Annotated in this window: 13 protein-coding genes and 1 pseudogene; 3 read left to right on the top strand and 11 right to left on the bottom strand. The window is 74.1% G+C overall.

The features are described from left to right. Nucleotides 1-308 precede the first annotated feature (308 nt). The gene (locus tag ABD350_RS12830) at nt 309-1,082 is read left to right on the top strand and encodes an SDR family NAD(P)-dependent oxidoreductase (RefSeq protein WP_344348084.1); all 774 of its coding nucleotides are present in this window, start codon (nt 309-311) and stop codon (nt 1,080-1,082) included. Between the two features lie 210 nt (nt 1,083-1,292). Further along, entirely contained in the window at nt 1,293-2,300 is a 1,008-nt protein-coding gene (locus ABD350_RS12825) for a 2-hydroxyacid dehydrogenase (RefSeq protein WP_344348083.1), read from the top strand. Between the two features lie 19 nt (nt 2,301-2,319). On the opposite strand, the gene ABD350_RS12820 is transcribed toward ABD350_RS12825, so the two are convergent. The 7 genes from ABD350_RS12820 to ABD350_RS12790 form a co-directional block, all read right to left on the bottom strand. Next, entirely contained in the window at nt 2,320-3,420 is a 1,101-nt protein-coding gene (locus tag ABD350_RS12820) for a sensor histidine kinase (RefSeq protein ID WP_344348081.1), read from the bottom strand. Further along, complete coding sequence (locus ABD350_RS12815) at nt 3,417-4,070, bottom strand: response regulator (RefSeq protein WP_344348079.1); 654 nt, start codon at nt 4,068-4,070, stop codon at nt 3,417-3,419. Before ABD350_RS12815 ends, ABD350_RS12820 begins: the two co-directional genes overlap by 4 nt. Nucleotides 4,071-4,246: 176 nt before the next feature. Further along, nucleotides 4,247-4,894 carry a histidine phosphatase family protein gene (locus ABD350_RS12810; protein ID WP_344348077.1) on the bottom strand — a complete coding sequence of 216 codons (648 nt, stop codon included), beginning with the start codon at nt 4,892-4,894 and terminating at the stop codon, nt 4,247-4,249. 372 nt (nt 4,895-5,266) lie between these two features. Then, nucleotides 5,267-6,454 carry a lanthionine synthetase LanC family protein gene (locus ABD350_RS12805; RefSeq protein WP_344348075.1) on the bottom strand — a complete coding sequence of 396 codons (1,188 nt, stop codon included), beginning with the start codon at nt 6,452-6,454 and terminating at the stop codon, nt 5,267-5,269. Between the two features lie 69 nt (nt 6,455-6,523). Continuing rightward, nucleotides 6,524-6,679: a hypothetical protein gene (locus ABD350_RS12800; RefSeq protein WP_344348074.1), complete on the bottom strand. Its 156-nt coding sequence runs from the start codon at nt 6,677-6,679 to the stop codon at nt 6,524-6,526. A 24-nt stretch (nt 6,680-6,703) separates the two neighbouring features. Beyond that, on the bottom strand, nt 6,704-9,355 hold the full coding sequence (locus ABD350_RS12795; protein WP_344348073.1) for a lantibiotic dehydratase family protein: 2,652 nt from the start codon (nt 9,353-9,355) through the stop codon (nt 6,704-6,706). A gap of 2 nt (nt 9,356-9,357) precedes the next feature. Then, nucleotides 9,358-10,323 (bottom strand): thiopeptide-type bacteriocin biosynthesis protein, encoded by a 966-nt coding sequence (locus ABD350_RS12790; protein ID WP_344348071.1) that lies wholly within the window; start codon nt 10,321-10,323, stop codon nt 9,358-9,360. A gap of 237 nt (nt 10,324-10,560) precedes the next feature. Between ABD350_RS12790 and ABD350_RS12785 the strand changes: the two genes are divergently transcribed. Next, on the top strand, nt 10,561-11,211 hold the full coding sequence (locus ABD350_RS12785) for a CatB-related O-acetyltransferase (protein WP_344348270.1): 651 nt from the start codon (nt 10,561-10,563) through the stop codon (nt 11,209-11,211). A gap of 146 nt (nt 11,212-11,357) precedes the next feature. Here ABD350_RS12785 and ABD350_RS12780 read toward each other — a convergent pair. The 4 genes and pseudogenes from ABD350_RS12780 to ABD350_RS12765 all read right to left on the bottom strand — a co-directional run. Then, nucleotides 11,358-11,792, bottom strand: a pseudogene (locus tag ABD350_RS12780) (MBL fold metallo-hydrolase); the annotation flags it as partial. Between the two features lie 82 nt (nt 11,793-11,874). Further along, nucleotides 11,875-12,873, bottom strand: coding sequence for a type I glyceraldehyde-3-phosphate dehydrogenase (gap, locus tag ABD350_RS12775; RefSeq protein ID WP_344348069.1), 999 nt, complete (start codon nt 12,871-12,873; stop codon nt 11,875-11,877). Nucleotides 12,874-13,104: 231 nt separating this feature from the next. Further along, nucleotides 13,105-13,329 (bottom strand): hypothetical protein, encoded by a 225-nt coding sequence (locus ABD350_RS12770; protein WP_344348068.1) that lies wholly within the window; start codon nt 13,327-13,329, stop codon nt 13,105-13,107. Between the two features lie 90 nt (nt 13,330-13,419). After that, nucleotides 13,420-14,418, bottom strand: a complete 999-nt coding sequence (locus ABD350_RS12765) for a TrbL/VirB6 family protein (protein ID WP_382466628.1) — start codon at nt 14,416-14,418, stop codon at nt 13,420-13,422. Between the last annotated feature and the right edge of the window lie 23 nt (nt 14,419-14,441).

Here is a 14,441-nt window from a genome sequence, read left to right as displayed (position 1 = left end):
AGGCGGACGTCCGGCTCCTGGGGTCCTGCCATGGGAGGAGGGCGACTCCTCCGACCGGCCGTGAGGTACGGCCCGAGGAGGGAGTCGTGTGCCCGGGGCGAACTGCCACTGTGCTCGTCATGGATACGCATGCGAGCACGAACACGAGTACCGGCACGAGTGCGGGTTCCGCGGTCACGGGGCGGCGGACCCTCCTCGGTGGTGCTGCCGCCCTGGGCCTGGCCGGCGCGGCCTTCGGCACCACCGCCCACGCGGTCGGCGCCCAGTCCGGGCCCCGGAGCCAGGCCGGCCGTTTCCAGGGGAAGTCGGTGCTCATCACGGGCGCCACGTCGGGTATCGGCAGGGCGGCGGCGATGGCGTTCGCCGCGGAGGGCGCCCATGTCGGATTCTGCGGGAGGCGAGCGGCGTTGGGGCGCCAGGTGGAACGGGAGATCCGGGCCTCGGGCGGCGAAGCCACGTACATCCAGGCCGATGTCCGGATGGCCGCCCAGGTGCAGAGCTTCGTGGACCGGGTCGCGAGCCGCTACGGCGGCATCGACGTGGCCTTCAACAATGCCGGCATCGGCGGCGGCAAACTTCCCCATGAGATGAGCGTCGAGGAATGGGATGACGTCCAGGCCACCAACGCCCGAGGCGTGTTCCTCGCGATCAAGTACGAGATCCCGCACATGCTCAGGGCACAGCGCGGCGTCATCATCTGTACCTCGTCGTCGGCGGCCGAACAGGCGCGGCCGAACGGCGCCGCCTACACCGCGAGCAAGCGGGCGGTACAGGGCATGGTGAAGTCCGCGGCGCTCGCTTACGGGCCCAGGGGAATCAGGATCAACGCCCTGCTGCCCGGTACCACCGACACCCCCTTCGTCCGCCCGCCGGGAATCCCGGACGCGGATTGGGCCCTGTACAAGCAGGCATGGGGGCCGCTCAACGTCGACGGTCTCGAACGGATGGCCGACGCGGAAGAGATCGCGCGCGCGGTGCTCGGGCTCGCGTCCGACGACTTCCCGTATATGACGGGCGCGTCGGTCACCGTGGACGGCGGAAGCACCGCGGGCCGCAAGATGACCCAGCCGAGCGGTACCTGAGGTGGGCCCTTGGCCCTGGGGACGACGCACCGGCTCCGCCGAGGCCGGCCCGGCAGAGGGGCCGGCGGAATCAGCCACGGCGCTTCGCGCGGCCTCCCCGAGCGGGAGCCCAAGCGGTGCCTTGGGCCACCCGGACGCCAGGCGCGCGCCGCTGGAGCCCGACCCGGGGCGTCGCGGCCTACGGTGGGGGGATCGACGGGAGGAGTGCACGTGGAGATCGTTGCGTACGGCGTTCTCTCCGACGAGGAACCCCTGCTCAAGGCCGCGTTCGACAAGGCGTTCGACGGGCGGCACGAGCTGCGCTGCCTGGGACTGTTCCTGGACCGGGACACCGTCCCGACGGCCACCGGCCACGAGATCGTACTCAGCAGCGTCAACGACACCCTGGACGCCGGCGTGCTGCGCACCCTGGCCGCGGGCGGCACCCGGATGATCGCCCAGCGGTCCACCGGCCACAACAACATCGACCTCGCCGCCGCCCGGGAACTCGGCGTCACGGTCGCCCGCGTCTCGTCCTACTCGCCGTACTCGGTGGCCGAGTTCGCCTGGACCCTGGCCCTGGCGGTCAACCGCCGGATCGTCCGCGCCGCGCACCGCACCCGCGAGTTCGACTTCCGGCTCGACGGCCTGATGGGCCGCGACCTGCGCGGCCGGACGGCCGGCGTGGTGGGCACCGGAAAGATCGGGACCGCGTTCGCCGCGATCGCCCACGGATTCGGGATGCGGCTGCTGGGCTGGGACATCACGGAGAACCCCGACTGCCTCGCCCTCGGCATGGAGTACGTGCCACGCGAGCGGCTCTTCGCCGAGGCCGACCTGGTCAGCCTGCACGTGCCGCTGCTCCCGGAGACCCATCACCTCGTCGACCCCGGCACGCTCGGCCTGATGAAGGACGACGCGATCCTGGTCAACTCCAGCCGCGGCGGCCTGGTGGACACCGACGCCCTGCTGGCGACGCTGCGCGCCGGACGGCTGACCGGCGTCGGCCTCGACGTGTACGAGGAGGAGGCCGGTGTCTTCTTCCTGGACAAGTCGCTGGAGGTGATGACCGACGAACGCCTGGCCCGGCTGATGACCTTCAACAACGTCCTGCTCACCTCGCACCAGGCGTACTTCACCGAGGACGCCGTCGGTCAGATCGTCCGCACCACCGTGTCCAACGTCGAGGACTACCTGGCCGGCCGCACCGGCGACAACACACTCGTCGCCGCGACATGAATGCCTCCGACGGGTGCGCTCACCTCGTGTCCTCGGCCGGCAGTACGACGCACAGTTCATAGCCGCCGTCACCGGTGGGACCCGAGGTCATGGTGCCGCCGAGGAGTTCGGCGCGCTGGCGCAGACCGAGCAGACCGTGGTGCGCCCCGGGCAGGGGCAGCGGCGGCTGGGTCGGCGCCGTGTTGGTGACCCGGACCCGGACCGAGCCGTCGGCATGGCTGAGGTCGATGTGCGCGGTGGCCCCCGGAGCGTGCTTGCGGGTGTTGGTCAACGCCTCCTGGACCGTGCGGTAGACCGCGCGCTGGACGGTCGGCGGAAGACCCTCGGGCAGGGCCATGCGCAACTCGGTCCTGATGCCGCAGTTGTCGGCCAGCCGCTGGATGTCGCTGAGCGCCGGCTGCGGGGTGAGCTCCGTGGGGTGACCGCTGGAGGCACGCAGCACACCGACCATGTGGCGCAGTTCGTCCAGCGTCTGCACGCTCAGCCGCCGGATCGTCGCCGCGGCCTGCCTGGTCTCCGGGTCGCCGGCACCGACTTGCAGCGCCCCGGCACGTACGGCGATCAGACTGACCTGATGGGAGACGACATCGTGCATCTCCCGCGCCAGCTGCGCGCGCTCCTTGGCGAGAACGGCCTGGGCGGTCAGCAACTGCTGGTGGTCGCGCGCCTCCGAGATCTCGGCCAGTCTCAGCGACAGATCGCGACGGGTGCACACCAGCTGCCCCAGGAAGACGGCCGCCGCCGCCGTGGCGGCGCTGTAACCGAGCGCGATCAGCGTCGGGGTACCCGTCAGATCCAGCTCCGGCGACGGCAGCGACGTCGTGTCGCTGACCGCGAACGCCAGGGCGCACACCACCAGCAGCCCCCGGGGACGGCTGAGCGAGGCGAGCGTGTACAGCGCGGCCAGGCAGGCGAACACCGAGTCGGACAGCAGGACGGCGGGCAGCGTGAGCAGGAAGGTGAGCAGCGGTTGCGGCCGGCGCAGCAGCAGGGCGACCGCGGCGGCCAGCGCGCAGGCCATCCGCAACGGCTCGTCGATGTCCCAGTGCGCCCACACGTCGAGGAGCGCCATGGCCACGGCCACGCCGTCCAGGAGCAGCGGCGACGGCCGGCGGGTCATCCCGTGCCCTCCGCGAGGAGTCCGGCCTGCTGGGCGAGGAGGGCGGCCTGGACCCGGCCGCTGACCTCCAGCTTGGTCAGGATCGCGCTGACATGGTCCTTCACGGTGCCGGTGCTCAGGTGCAGCCGGGCCGCGATGTCGGTGTTCGACAGCCCTTCGGCGATCAGCACGAGGACCTCACGCTCCCGCTCGGTCAGCCGCTCCAGAGCCTTCGCCGGGCGCTCCTGCGCTCCCGCGTTCAGATAGCCGTCCACCACCGTGCGCGTGACCTTGGGCGACAGCACCGTGCCACCGCGGGCCAGGCTCTGCACCGCCGGCGGCAGCGCCTCGGGATCGGTGTCCTTCAGCAGGAAGCCGGCGGCGCCCGAGCGCAGCGCCGTCTCCACGTACTCGTCCATGTCGAACGTGGTCAGCATGGCCACCACCGGAGGCTCCGGCAGCCGCCGGATGTCGCTCAGCACGGTCAGCCCGTCCACGTCCGGCATCCGGATGTCCAGCAGGACGACATCGGGGCGCGTCTCCCGCACCGTCCGCAGGGCCTGACCGCCGGAGACCGCCCCGACGACCTCGATACCGTCGGCTGCGTCCAGGATGCGCTGGAAGCCCGTGCGGATGAGGGCTTCGTCGTCGACCACCAGTACCCGGATCACGTGTGCTCCAGCCTCTGTGGGAGTACTGTGTCCGATTCGTACCACGCCGGGCGCGACCGCGCCGCCGGGGGAGTCCCGCGCGGTCTACGCGTCCCCGGGGCCGTACCGGCGCGTCCCCGGGCCCGTACCGGGGCGGGGCCGCCGTCCCGTCTCCCGCCGGGGTGGCCGCCCGGTGGTCAGGTCACGGCCCGGCCGGCGAGGCACAGCCGGTCCCGGCCGGCCGGCAGGGTGAGTACGGCGACGGGGACGGTCTCCCCGGCCGCCGTCGGCAGCCGCCGGGGTGTCGCGGGCGGCGCGAGCCGGGCCGTCCAGTGACCGTCGCGCATGGTCAGGGTCACCGTCGACAGCGGCGGCACCCGCAGCTGCCAGAAGGCGCGGGCGGGCACGGCCAGGGCATGGACCAGCGAGGCCCGGATGACGGCGGCCTCGGTGATCGCGAGCAGCTGTCCCGCGCCATCGGGCAGCGCCGCCAGCCAGGCCGCCGTGCGGTCGCAGAGCCGGGCGACCGACTCGCCGCCGTGCGGTGCGGCCTCGGGATTCGTCAGCCACGCGGACAGGCCGTGCGGGTCCTCGGCGACGATGTCCTGGAGCGGGCGGCCGTCCCACGCGCCGTAGTCCAGGTCCCGCAGGGAGTCCTCCGGCGTGGCCTCGACCGCCAGTGCCTCGGCGATCCGCGCACAGCGGGCCGAGGGCGCCCGGACGGCCCGCGCGTACGGCGGCAGGGCCGCCCGCAGGGCGGTGACCGCGCCCTCGTTCCCGAAGACCCGGTCAGGGCCGCCCGGTGTGGCGGTCGCGCACAGCATCGTCAGTCGCACGGTCACCATCCGACCTCCTTCTCCGCATGGAGCGGCACCTCACCGGCCCGGTGAGCAGGGGAGTGCCCGCCCGAGCAGGGGGTGCCCGTCAGTCACCACCCTCCAGGCAGGACGCGCGGTCGAACCATCCGGCAGATGGCCGGACCACCCCCGCCGGGTGGCGGGAGCCTCGCCCCGAAGAGACGGTCGCTTCCCGCACCCGGCCCGTTCCGAAAGGCGAGCCAGGCCCCTGCCCGGCCGCCCCGGCCCACGTCCGCCGCCGACGCAGTACCGGTCCGCGCGTGTGACGAGGACGGCGAGGCCCCGCGGGGTGGACTGCTCCGCGGCTCCAGGGGGGCGCGGGCAAGGCAACCTGGTCGTCTTCGGCAGCGGCGGGAGGTGTCAGCGCAGTCCCAGACAGGGCAGCCAGTCGCGGGGCGCCCCGTGGACGGCGGTCAGCAGCGCGGCCAGCACCCCCGGCAGGCCGGTGAGGAGGTCCGCGGGCCACTCGGCGAGCGGCGGAGCGGCCAGCCGGGCCGTCACATGACCGACGAGCCGGTCCTTCAGCGCGCTCGCCGCCGGCAGCCGGACGTGGCGGTCGAAGGCGTCGGCGACCGCCAGCACGCCCGCGGCCCCGTGGCACAGCCCGAGCCGGTCACCGGGGGTGTCGCCGAAGAGGTGGAACGACTCGTCGTAGTGCTCGGCGAGCGTGGTGAAGGCCGTCGCGGCCCAGCCGGCGGCGTCCTTGTCCCCGAGGGCGTCGGCGGCGTCCCACAGGGCCCAGGCGACCCCCGGCGTGCCGTAACACCACGCCTGGCGGGGGTTGGCCTCGGGGGGAGGCGGGTGCGCGAGTCCGGCGCCGGGCCAGGTGCGGATGCCCCGCTCGTCGTCGTACGCCTGGCGGACCAGCCAGCGGGTGGCCCGGCGGAGCGCCCCGGCGAGGTCGTCGGCGAGGTCCGGTTCCGGGCCGGTGCGGCGCAGTGCCGCGGTGAGCGCGGTGACGAGTCCGGCGACGCCGTGTCCCATGCCGGTGTTGACGCGGCCCTGCATCCAGGCCAGCAGAGGATGGTCCGTGTACTGTCCGGCGCGCAGCCGCCCCAGCTCCTCCTCGTCGCACAGCAGCGCCAGGTGCGCGGCGAGCGGTCGCGGCACGGGCCGCGCCGGTTCCGTCGCGCACAGGGCGAGCAGCAGGCCCGAGGGGCCGGAGATCAGGTCGTAGTCGCGAAACGCGACCTCGCGGACGCGGTACCCGAGCGGGCGCCCGGCGAGGTGGGCGTCGAGCCGGTCCGCCGCGGGCCGCAGCCCGGGCAGCACCCGGGCGCCCAGGCGCAGCCCGACGAGCGTGCCGGCCAGACCCCCGTCGTACAGGGCGGGGTGGGACGGCCCGCGCCCGGCCGTGCGGGACCACACGGCCACGGCGGCCGGCGCCGCCCGCTCGTCCGCGACCAGCCGGGCCAGCACCGGGATCCCGGGGTCGCAGCGGTGTCCGCCCCGCTCGGGCGTCTCGGCCCACTCCAGCAGGTAGCGGACGGCGAGGCCGTGGACGTCCTCGTCCGGCGGGGCGACCGGTGCTGCCGTGTCGTGCGGCATCGTCCTCCCAACGTCGTCGTGGCGGCGGGGCGGAGCCGCCCGCACGGGCGGGCGGCTCCAGGGGGGTCGTCATCCGCAGATGACGACCGTGGCACAGACGACGATCGTGCACAGGCCGCTGCAACCGTCGGTGTACGCGGACGCCGTCGGCAGGTCCTCGTCGGTGATCCGCTCCTCCAGGTCGCTGATCAGCGTGTCGAGTTCGGTGATCTCGTGTGCGGGCATGGGACTTCCCCTTTCACTGTTCACTCATCGGGTGTTGGCCGCCCCGGCGGGCCGCCTGGCGGGCGGGCCGGGGACGTCGTGCCGGCCGTCGTGGACCAGTGCGTCGGCGGCGGCCTCGGCGAGCCGGCCGGCGCCCTGGTCGTGGGGGAGCCGGAGCAGGAGCTGGGCGGCGACTCTGGCGCCGCCGTGCAGCGGGTCACGCAGCAGAAGGTCTTCGGGAGCCGGCAGCGTCTCCTCCACCAGCAGCGCGGTGCCCGCCTCCCGGGCGCACAGCCGCTCGATCAGCTGGAGGGCCGTCAGCGAGGCGAGGTCCACCGGGACCGGTTTCGCGCCGGGCGCCGTCCGCACGAACGCGTGCCGGGGCAGGCCGGCCGACCGGCGCAGCAAGGCGAGGACACGGACCTTGGTGAGCAGGTCGTCGCCCGGCTCCCACAGCCGCCCGCGGTCGATCCGCCAGGTGGCCGGGGTGAGGACCAGGTCGCCGCCCGCGGTCAGCCGCGGCAGCCGGTCCCGGTCGGGCAGCGCCGCGTCCAGCGCGTCCAGCCGCACCAGATAGGAGGCGGCCGGATGGCTCGCCGCGAGCAGCAGGCGCACCAGGGTGTCGTAGGGCGGGACGGGGGAGCGGGTGGCCTGGTACACGGGGATGATGCGCCGCCCGTCCGCCTCGGCGACGATCCGGCCGTGCGCGCGCCGCAGGCTGATGCGGTCCAGCGGGAGGTAACGGGCGTGCCCGCCGGGCGAGCCGTAGTACGGCGTGGGGTCCGGGTCGCCGGTCCACCAGCGGGTCGTCACCGGACGGCGCACGGCGTTGGCGGACCGCTCGGCGAGCGGCGGCACCAGCAGGTCGACGAAGCGGACCCCGGTGCGCTCCTCGACGCCGGCGAGGAAGGCGCGATAGGCGTCGTTGTTGCCGTAGCCGCCGTGCAGGGTGCGCAGCCCGTCGGCGAACCGGGCGTCGAGCACCCCGGCGGCCGAGGCGGTCTCCAGCACGGCGACCGGACCGCCGTCGGGGGACGGCGCCAGCGGGCGCAGCAGACAGTCGACCGGCCAGGGCGGCAGCGCGACATCGCCGGGCGGCGCGCCGAGTTCGTCCAGCAGCGCGTCGTCGATATCCCCACACGTCGTGCCGGAGCGGGCGGCCGCGTCCAGGTGGTCCAGCAGCCGGGCGTAGCCGCCGCCGGGGTCGCGGGCGGAGGGCCAGCCGGTGTAACGGCGGGCGGCGGGCGGCGGTTCGTCGGCGCTCAGCCGGTCGGCGAGGATCTCGCTGATCGGGCGCGCCTGTTCGGTCAGCCCGGCGAACCAGGGCTGCCGCTCCGGCGGCTCCGCGGGCCGGTCGGCCGCCCGGAGGGCGGTGATCCGGGCCGCGATCCGCAGCCCGCGCCGGACGCGTGCGGCGGCTGCCGCGGGCACGGCGACGCCGGCGCCGAGCCGGCGGTAGGAGTCGAGGAACCAGGCGTCCGTCCCGCCCCTCGCGGGCGTCGGCGGCAGTGCGCCGGTGGCGCCGACCGTCTCGGCCGGCACCCAGCCGGAGCAGTGCTGCCGGGGTGCCCGGCAGATCTGTACGACGCCCAGCCCGTGCAGGTGCTGGAGGAACCCGCGCAGTACCGCGGGGGCCACGGGCGGCCGGTCGGGCGGGGCGCTCAGCGGCGGCAGCATGCGGTCGAGTTCACCGAGCGTGCGCGGACCGTCGGCGAGCAGGGCCAGGACGCTTTCCAGCACACGGGTGCGGCGCAGCACGATCTGCCGGAGCCGGCCGGGTTCACGGGGGTCCACGACGTAACAGCGCACCTGCCCCGGGGTGTCGCCGGGGGCGGTGGCGGACGGTTCGGCGAAGTGCAGGGGTGTCGGCGCCAGCAGGGTCGCCGGGTCGGCGGTGCGCAGATCGGCGGGGGTGGTGCCGGTCCGCAGGAGGTGCACGTTCTCCACGGCGATCGCGGCGAGGGCACCGAGGGGGGTACCGGGCACGAGCAGCGGCAGACAGCCGTCGTCCGGGCCGTCGGTCACCGGGAGCGCGGCGATCTGGCCCGCCCAGCCGCGGGGCGTCGTCTTCACCGCGGCCCGGCCCACGATGCGCCACAGGTAGGCGGCGCGTTTGCGCAACTGCTTGCCGGACCACGACTGGCCGGCGGCGAGCCGTCGTTCGATGTCGTCGGCGAGCGCGGGAGCGGCGCTGTCCAGGAACGCGCGCATCACCGGGCTGGAGGACGCCGTACGCCACGCCTGCTCGGCGACCCGTTGCTGCTCGGCCGTGACCTCCTGCCGCAGCCGGGCCAGCGCCGCCTGTGCCGCCTCGGCGCCGCGCAGCAGGGCGCGGGCCTGCCCGGCGAGATCGGTGGGCACGGCCGACGAGCGTTCCAGCAGATCGCAGTCCGGCGTCCCCGGTGCCGCTCCCGAGTGCAGCCGCCGCCGCAGGGCGAGTACGGGGCCCCGGTCGGTGGGCGCCAGCGAGGGGTGCGGAACGACCTCGGCACCCAGCCGGTCGGCCAGCGCCCGGGCCTGCGCGGCGAGCCGCTCGGTGATGTCGGCATGCCGGGCGGCGCCCTCGAAGAGGTGCTCGGCGGCGCCGGCCGTCCAGGCCGCACCGGGCATGCCGCCCAGCCGCAGCAGCGCGGTGGCCCCGAGCAACGCGTCACGCGTGCCGACCGGTCGGGTCGTCTGTGCCGGTACGTGTTCCATGTTCAGTCCGCCTCCTCCCGGCCGTCGGCGGCGAGCGCCTCGGTGAGCAGGCACTGGCGGGCCGTGGAGAGCGCGCCCCGGTTCCAGTGGAAGATCACGTGGTAGGCGGCGGCCCGGCGCGGGCCGATGGTGGCGTCACCGGAGGCGAAGTAGTGGCTGTGCCAGCGCTCGGCGGCTTGCCCGACCGCCGCCAGATGTTCGCCGAGGATGTCGCGCCAGGCCTTGGGCAGGGACTGGAGCCGGTCCTCGGGGCTCTGCTCCCAGTAGGCGCGGATCCCGGCGGCGGCCCGGCGCAGGTCCGGCTCGCCGAGGCCGCCCGGCAGCCGCCGGCCGGTCTCCTCCCGTACGGCCTGCCAGACCCCCCGGTGCTCCCAGCCGACGATGCCCAGCCCGTCGAAGACGGCGTGCAGCAAGGCCAGGGACACCCGCCAGCCGACCGGGGCCGGCTCACCGGCCACGGCGGTGTGCACGTCCAGCCAGGCCCGGGAGTCCGCGGTGAACAGCTCGTGCACCCAGGGCATGGAGAGGGGGCCGCCGAAGAGGTATGTCTCCGGCTCGTACACACCCGCCACGGGTGGCGCCCCGGCGTCCTCGGACCGCTCCGGCGCCAGGTGCCGCAGCAGCGCGGCGCGCAGGTGCGGTGCCCGGGACGGTTCCGCCGCGAGGAACCGCACGCGCAGCCCCGGGGGTTTGTGCATGAAGAAGAAGTCGCGGGCCTGTCCGGTGCCGAGCAACTCACGGGCCGCGGTGGCGAGCCGGCCGTACGGCGGTGACGGCGTGCTGCCGACGTTGACCTGTACCCAGCCGGCCTCGGGGGTGTGGGAGCGCAGCGCTTCCAGCCCGGCCGTCAGAAAGGCTCGCCGGGCCGCCGCGTACCCTGGGTCCTCCGCCACAAGGGGTACGGTGTCCAGCGGCTCGGCGCGTACGTCGTCCATGCAGTCGGCCAGTAACCGCTCGACCCTTACCATGCGACCTCCTCACCGGGAAGGGCAATCCACTCCTGTGATGTCCAGGTCACCTGTGTTCCGAAGCGCGAATGTGAATTGGTCATATGATCAACAGGAGTGCGCGGGGGGTATGTCGCAGGCGGTGTCAGCCCGTTGGACGCGCTGGTTTCACACCGGCGCCGCCGGTGCCGGCGTCTCACGGATCCGCTCGCGGTGGCTGTCGCTGGCCATCGCTTCGCCACCATCGAGGAACCCGCCATGCCCGTGCCCGCCGACCCGACCGTCCTGCACCCGATGCCCGAACAGCCGCGCGTGGTACTGCTCAAGCCGTTGGTGAAGTCCCCGTTGATCGAGGTCGGCGAGTACTCGTACTACGACGACCCGGACGACCCCACCGCGTTCGAGACCCGCAACGTGCTCTACCACTACGGACCGGAGAAGCTGATCATCGGCAAGTTCTGTGCGCTGGGGACCGGGGTGCGGTTCATCATGAACGGCGCCAACCACCGTATGGACGGCCCTTCCACCTTCCCGTTCCCCACCATGGGCGGCTCCTGGGCGGGCCATTTCGACCTGCTCACCGGCCTGCCGAACCGAGGAGACACCGTCGTCGGCAACGACGTCTGGTTCGGCCACGGTACGACGGTGATGCCGGGCGTACGGATCGGGCACGGCGCGATCATCGGCTCCGGCGCCGTGGTCACCGCGGACGTACCCGACTACGGCATCGTCGGCGGCAACCCGGCCCGACTCATCCGCACCCGCTACTCCGACGAGGAGATCGCCCGGCTGCTGGCGGTGGCCTGGTGGGACTGGCCCGCCGAGCACATCACCGAGCACGTGCGCACGATCATGTCGGGCACCATCAGCGACCTGGAGGCCGCCGCCCCGGCCGGCGGGCAGGCGTAAGGCGCCACCGACGGCGGAAGCGGAGGCCGGGCCGGCCGGCGAGAGCGCGCGAGCGGGGCCGAGGCCGGCGGCGAGGCGGTGCTCCACACCGCTCGGAGAAGACCCGCGTCTCACGTCCCCGTCCGTCGGCCGGCGCGCGTGCGCCTCTAAGCGATCGAGAAGGTGGTGCCGGGGGCGGCGTAGTCGACGGGGCCGTGGTATCGGGCAGAGGCGCGCCGGACCGCTTCGCCCGGGGTGAGGGTCGGGCCGACGTGGGTGACGAGCAACCGGCCCGCCCCGGCCGCCCTGGCCGTGTCGCCGGTGTCCTCGGGAGTGTGGTGCGCCTGCGGGCCGTCGGTTGGGGCCTGGCTGCTCTCGGCCTCGCACAGCAGCGCGCCGCATCCCTCGGCCAGCCGCGTGAGGTTCGCGCACGGTGCCGTGTCCCCGGAGCAGACCAGCGACCGGCCCCCGGCCTCGATGCGTACGGCGAAGGCCGGGATGCCGTGCTCCACCGCCAGGGTGGTCAGCGTGAGTCCGCCGACCCGCGCCTCATGCCCGTCATGCAACTCATGGACGGTGAAGGCGGATTCGACGGGGCTGCGGGCCCGGCTGACCGGGCACGGCGGTGCCCCGGACCCACACGGGGAGTCCGGGGCGGCGTGGCCCGCGGCCCTCGAGACGAGGTCAGCGCGCGGCGAGCAGGTCGAGCGTGTCGAGCACGCGGTTGGAGAAGCCCCACTCGTTGTCGTACCAGGCGACCACCTTGACATGGCGGCCGTCCACGCGGGTGAGGGCCGAGTCGAAGATGGACGAGGCCGGGTTACCCGTGATGTCGGACGACACGAGCGGGTCCTCCGAGTATTCGAGGACGCCGGCGAGCGGCCCCTCGGCGGCGGCACGGTACGCCGCCAGCACCTCGTCCCGCGACACCTCCCGGTTGACGGTGGTGTTGAGTTCCACGATCGAGCCCACCGGAACCGGCACCCGGATCGAGTCACCCGACAACTTGCCGTCCAGGTTCGGCAGCACCAGGCCGATCGCCTTCGCGGCCCCCGTCGTGGTCGGCACGATGTTCACGGCGGCGGCACGCGCACGGCGGGCGTCGCGGTGCGGACCGTCCTGGAGGTTCTGCTCCTGGGTGTAGGCGTGCACCGTCGTCATGAAACCGTGCTCGATGCCCGCGAGTTCGTCCAGCACCGAGGCCAGCGGCGCCAGCGCGTTCGTCGTGCAGGAGGCGTTCGAGACGATCGTGTGCAGGGACGCGTCGTACGCCTCGGTGTTGACCCCGTACGCGAGCGTGACATCGGCCCCGTCCGACGGCGCGCTGACGAGCACCTTCCTCGCGCCCGCGTCCAGATGCGCGCGGGCGGCCTTGGCCGACGTGAAACGGCCGGTCGACTCCAGGACGATGTCGACCCCGAGTTCGGCCCACGGCAACCGCGCCGGCTCGCGCTCGGCCAGCACCTTGATGCGCCGGCCGTCGACGACGAGCGTGTCCCCGTCGGCGCTCACGGGCCGGCCGAGCCGGCCGGCCGTCGTGTCGTAGGCGAGCAGCCGCGCCAGGACGGCGGGCTCCGTGAGGTCATTGACGGCGACAACCTCCAGAGCGCTGTCGCGTTCGAGCAGCGCGCGCAGCACGTTGCGTCCGATGCGGCCGAATCCGTTGATGGCTATGCGGGTCATGCATGCTCTCCCTTCCGTTCGCCACCATCGTGGTCCGCCGCGCCCGCCGATGACTACGGCGCGAGCGCCATCGTTCGCAAGGATCGCGCCATACCGGTGGGCCGACCCGTCTCCGCCCGCCGTGGGACAACCCTCAAGCGGACGGCGGGCTGTCGGGAAGCACGGTGCCCTACTGCCCGAGGACGCCGACGAGTTCGGTGTGCTCCGGTGACGCGCCCCGGGGACGCGTCACTACGTGACTCCACGGCTGTCCGTACCCGCGCCCGCGCCGTCCTCGTCGTCCCGCCCGTCGTCCGGCAGCCCGGTGTGCCGGGTCGCGAGGCGGTAGACGATCAGGGCGTCCCGGTACTCCTTCCCGGCGACGACTTCGCCGGGAAGGTTGGTGCGCTCGCTGCGGGACGTCGATGTCCGCTTCCCGGTACCGGGGAAGCGGACCGCTGTTCGCGGCTCCTCCACGAAGCGGAGACGATCGGCGCGGACGGTCGCCCGGAACGCGATGTCCCAGGGCGGGTGTGCGGCTTCCGGCGCCAGGCCGCCGGCCGCCGTTCAGGGCGGCTCGTCCCGTTCCCTGGGGGCGCGGCGACGCACGGGCCGGGGCGGCACCTTCCCGTCCTCGCCGCGTAGTCGGCGCGCACGGGTGCCACCGCGACTTCGCACGGTCGGGTCCCGGTACTCGCCGCCGGGTTCGCGCGTCCGGGGCCCCCCGGGAGCCGCGGTCCGGCGTACGGCACCGCCCGCCGCATCCCGCGCGTCGGTGACGTCCGGTACGTCCCCCGCGACGTCAGCGACGTCAGCGACCTCCGGTACGTCCTCGACGGCGGCCGGTACGTCCTCCACCGCCCGGGTCACACCGCTCGCCGCATCCGCCACGGTGCCCCCCACCCCACGGGTCACCTCTCCGACGGCGTCCCCGGCACCCCGCCCGACGCCCTCCACCGCCGAGCCGGCGCCGCGGCCCACGTCCCGCACGGCGGAACCGGCTCCGCTGCCGAGGTCACCGACCGCCCTGCTCGCCCCCGTACCCAGCTCGCCGACGGCCTGCCGCGCCCCGCTCCCGACGTCCCGCACGGCGGACCCCACCCCGCGGGTCAGCTCCTCAAGGATCTGCGGATTGCGGTCGAGCGTGGTGAGCACCCGGTTGATGATCATCGCCACGTTGTCCAGCCGCACTTCCAGCCGGGCCTGCGCCTCCACCCCCGAGATGCCCAGATGCACCCGGCCCAGTGCGACATCGGCGCCCACGTTCAGCCTCAGCAGATCCAGTACCTCGGCCTGGAGCGAGACGTGCGCGCGCAGATCCTCCACGTCCAGATCGATCTGGTCCACCTTGAGCACCGGGACGTCGAGGAAGACATCGGGCTCCGCGTCGGCCGCCCTCCTCCGGCCGGCGGGCTTTCCGTCCGGGCCGGGCATGTCGTCGTAGACCTCGTCGTCCGGGGCGGCCGTCTCCTCGTAGACCTCGTCCTCGGGGACGGCCGGGTCCTCGTCGCGCAGCCCGGGCTGCTCCTCGATCGGCCCCTCACCGCCTTCGGCGCTGTGACGCATCCCGAGCCGCCTCCGCTGGTTCG

This window comes from Streptomyces nogalater (assembly GCF_039532885.1).
In the GTDB taxonomy this organism is placed as follows: Bacteria; Actinomycetota; Actinomycetes; order Streptomycetales; family Streptomycetaceae; genus Streptomyces; species Streptomyces nogalater.
Note: the sequence above shows the minus strand (reverse complement) of the source record. Positions and strands in the feature narration are given on the sequence as shown.

Bases quoted from the DNA above. Each gene is read 5' to 3' on its own strand.
- ABD350_RS12765 (WP_382466628.1), bottom strand. From the start codon at position 14,418: ATGCGTCACAGCGCCGAAGGCGGTGAGGGGCCGATCGAGGAGCAGCCC.
- ABD350_RS12805 (WP_344348075.1), bottom strand. From the start codon at position 6,454: ATGCCGCACGACACGGCAGCACCGGTCGCCCCGCCGGACGAGGACGTC.
- ABD350_RS12820 (WP_344348081.1), bottom strand. From the start codon at position 3,420: ATGACCCGCCGGCCGTCGCCGCTGCTCCTGGACGGCGTGGCCGTGGCC.
- ABD350_RS12795 (WP_344348073.1), bottom strand. From the start codon at position 9,355: ATGGAACACGTACCGGCACAGACGACCCGACCGGTCGGCACGCGTGAC.
- ABD350_RS12800 (WP_344348074.1), bottom strand. From the start codon at position 6,679: ATGCCCGCACACGAGATCACCGAACTCGACACGCTGATCAGCGACCTG.
- ABD350_RS12810 (WP_344348077.1), bottom strand. From the start codon at position 4,894: ATGGTGACCGTGCGACTGACGATGCTGTGCGCGACCGCCACACCGGGC.
- gap (WP_344348069.1), bottom strand. From the start codon at position 12,873: ATGACCCGCATAGCCATCAACGGATTCGGCCGCATCGGACGCAACGTG.
- ABD350_RS12790 (WP_344348071.1), bottom strand. From the start codon at position 10,323: ATGGTAAGGGTCGAGCGGTTACTGGCCGACTGCATGGACGACGTACGC.
- ABD350_RS12785 (WP_344348270.1), top strand. From the start codon at position 10,561: ATGCCCGTGCCCGCCGACCCGACCGTCCTGCACCCGATGCCCGAACAG.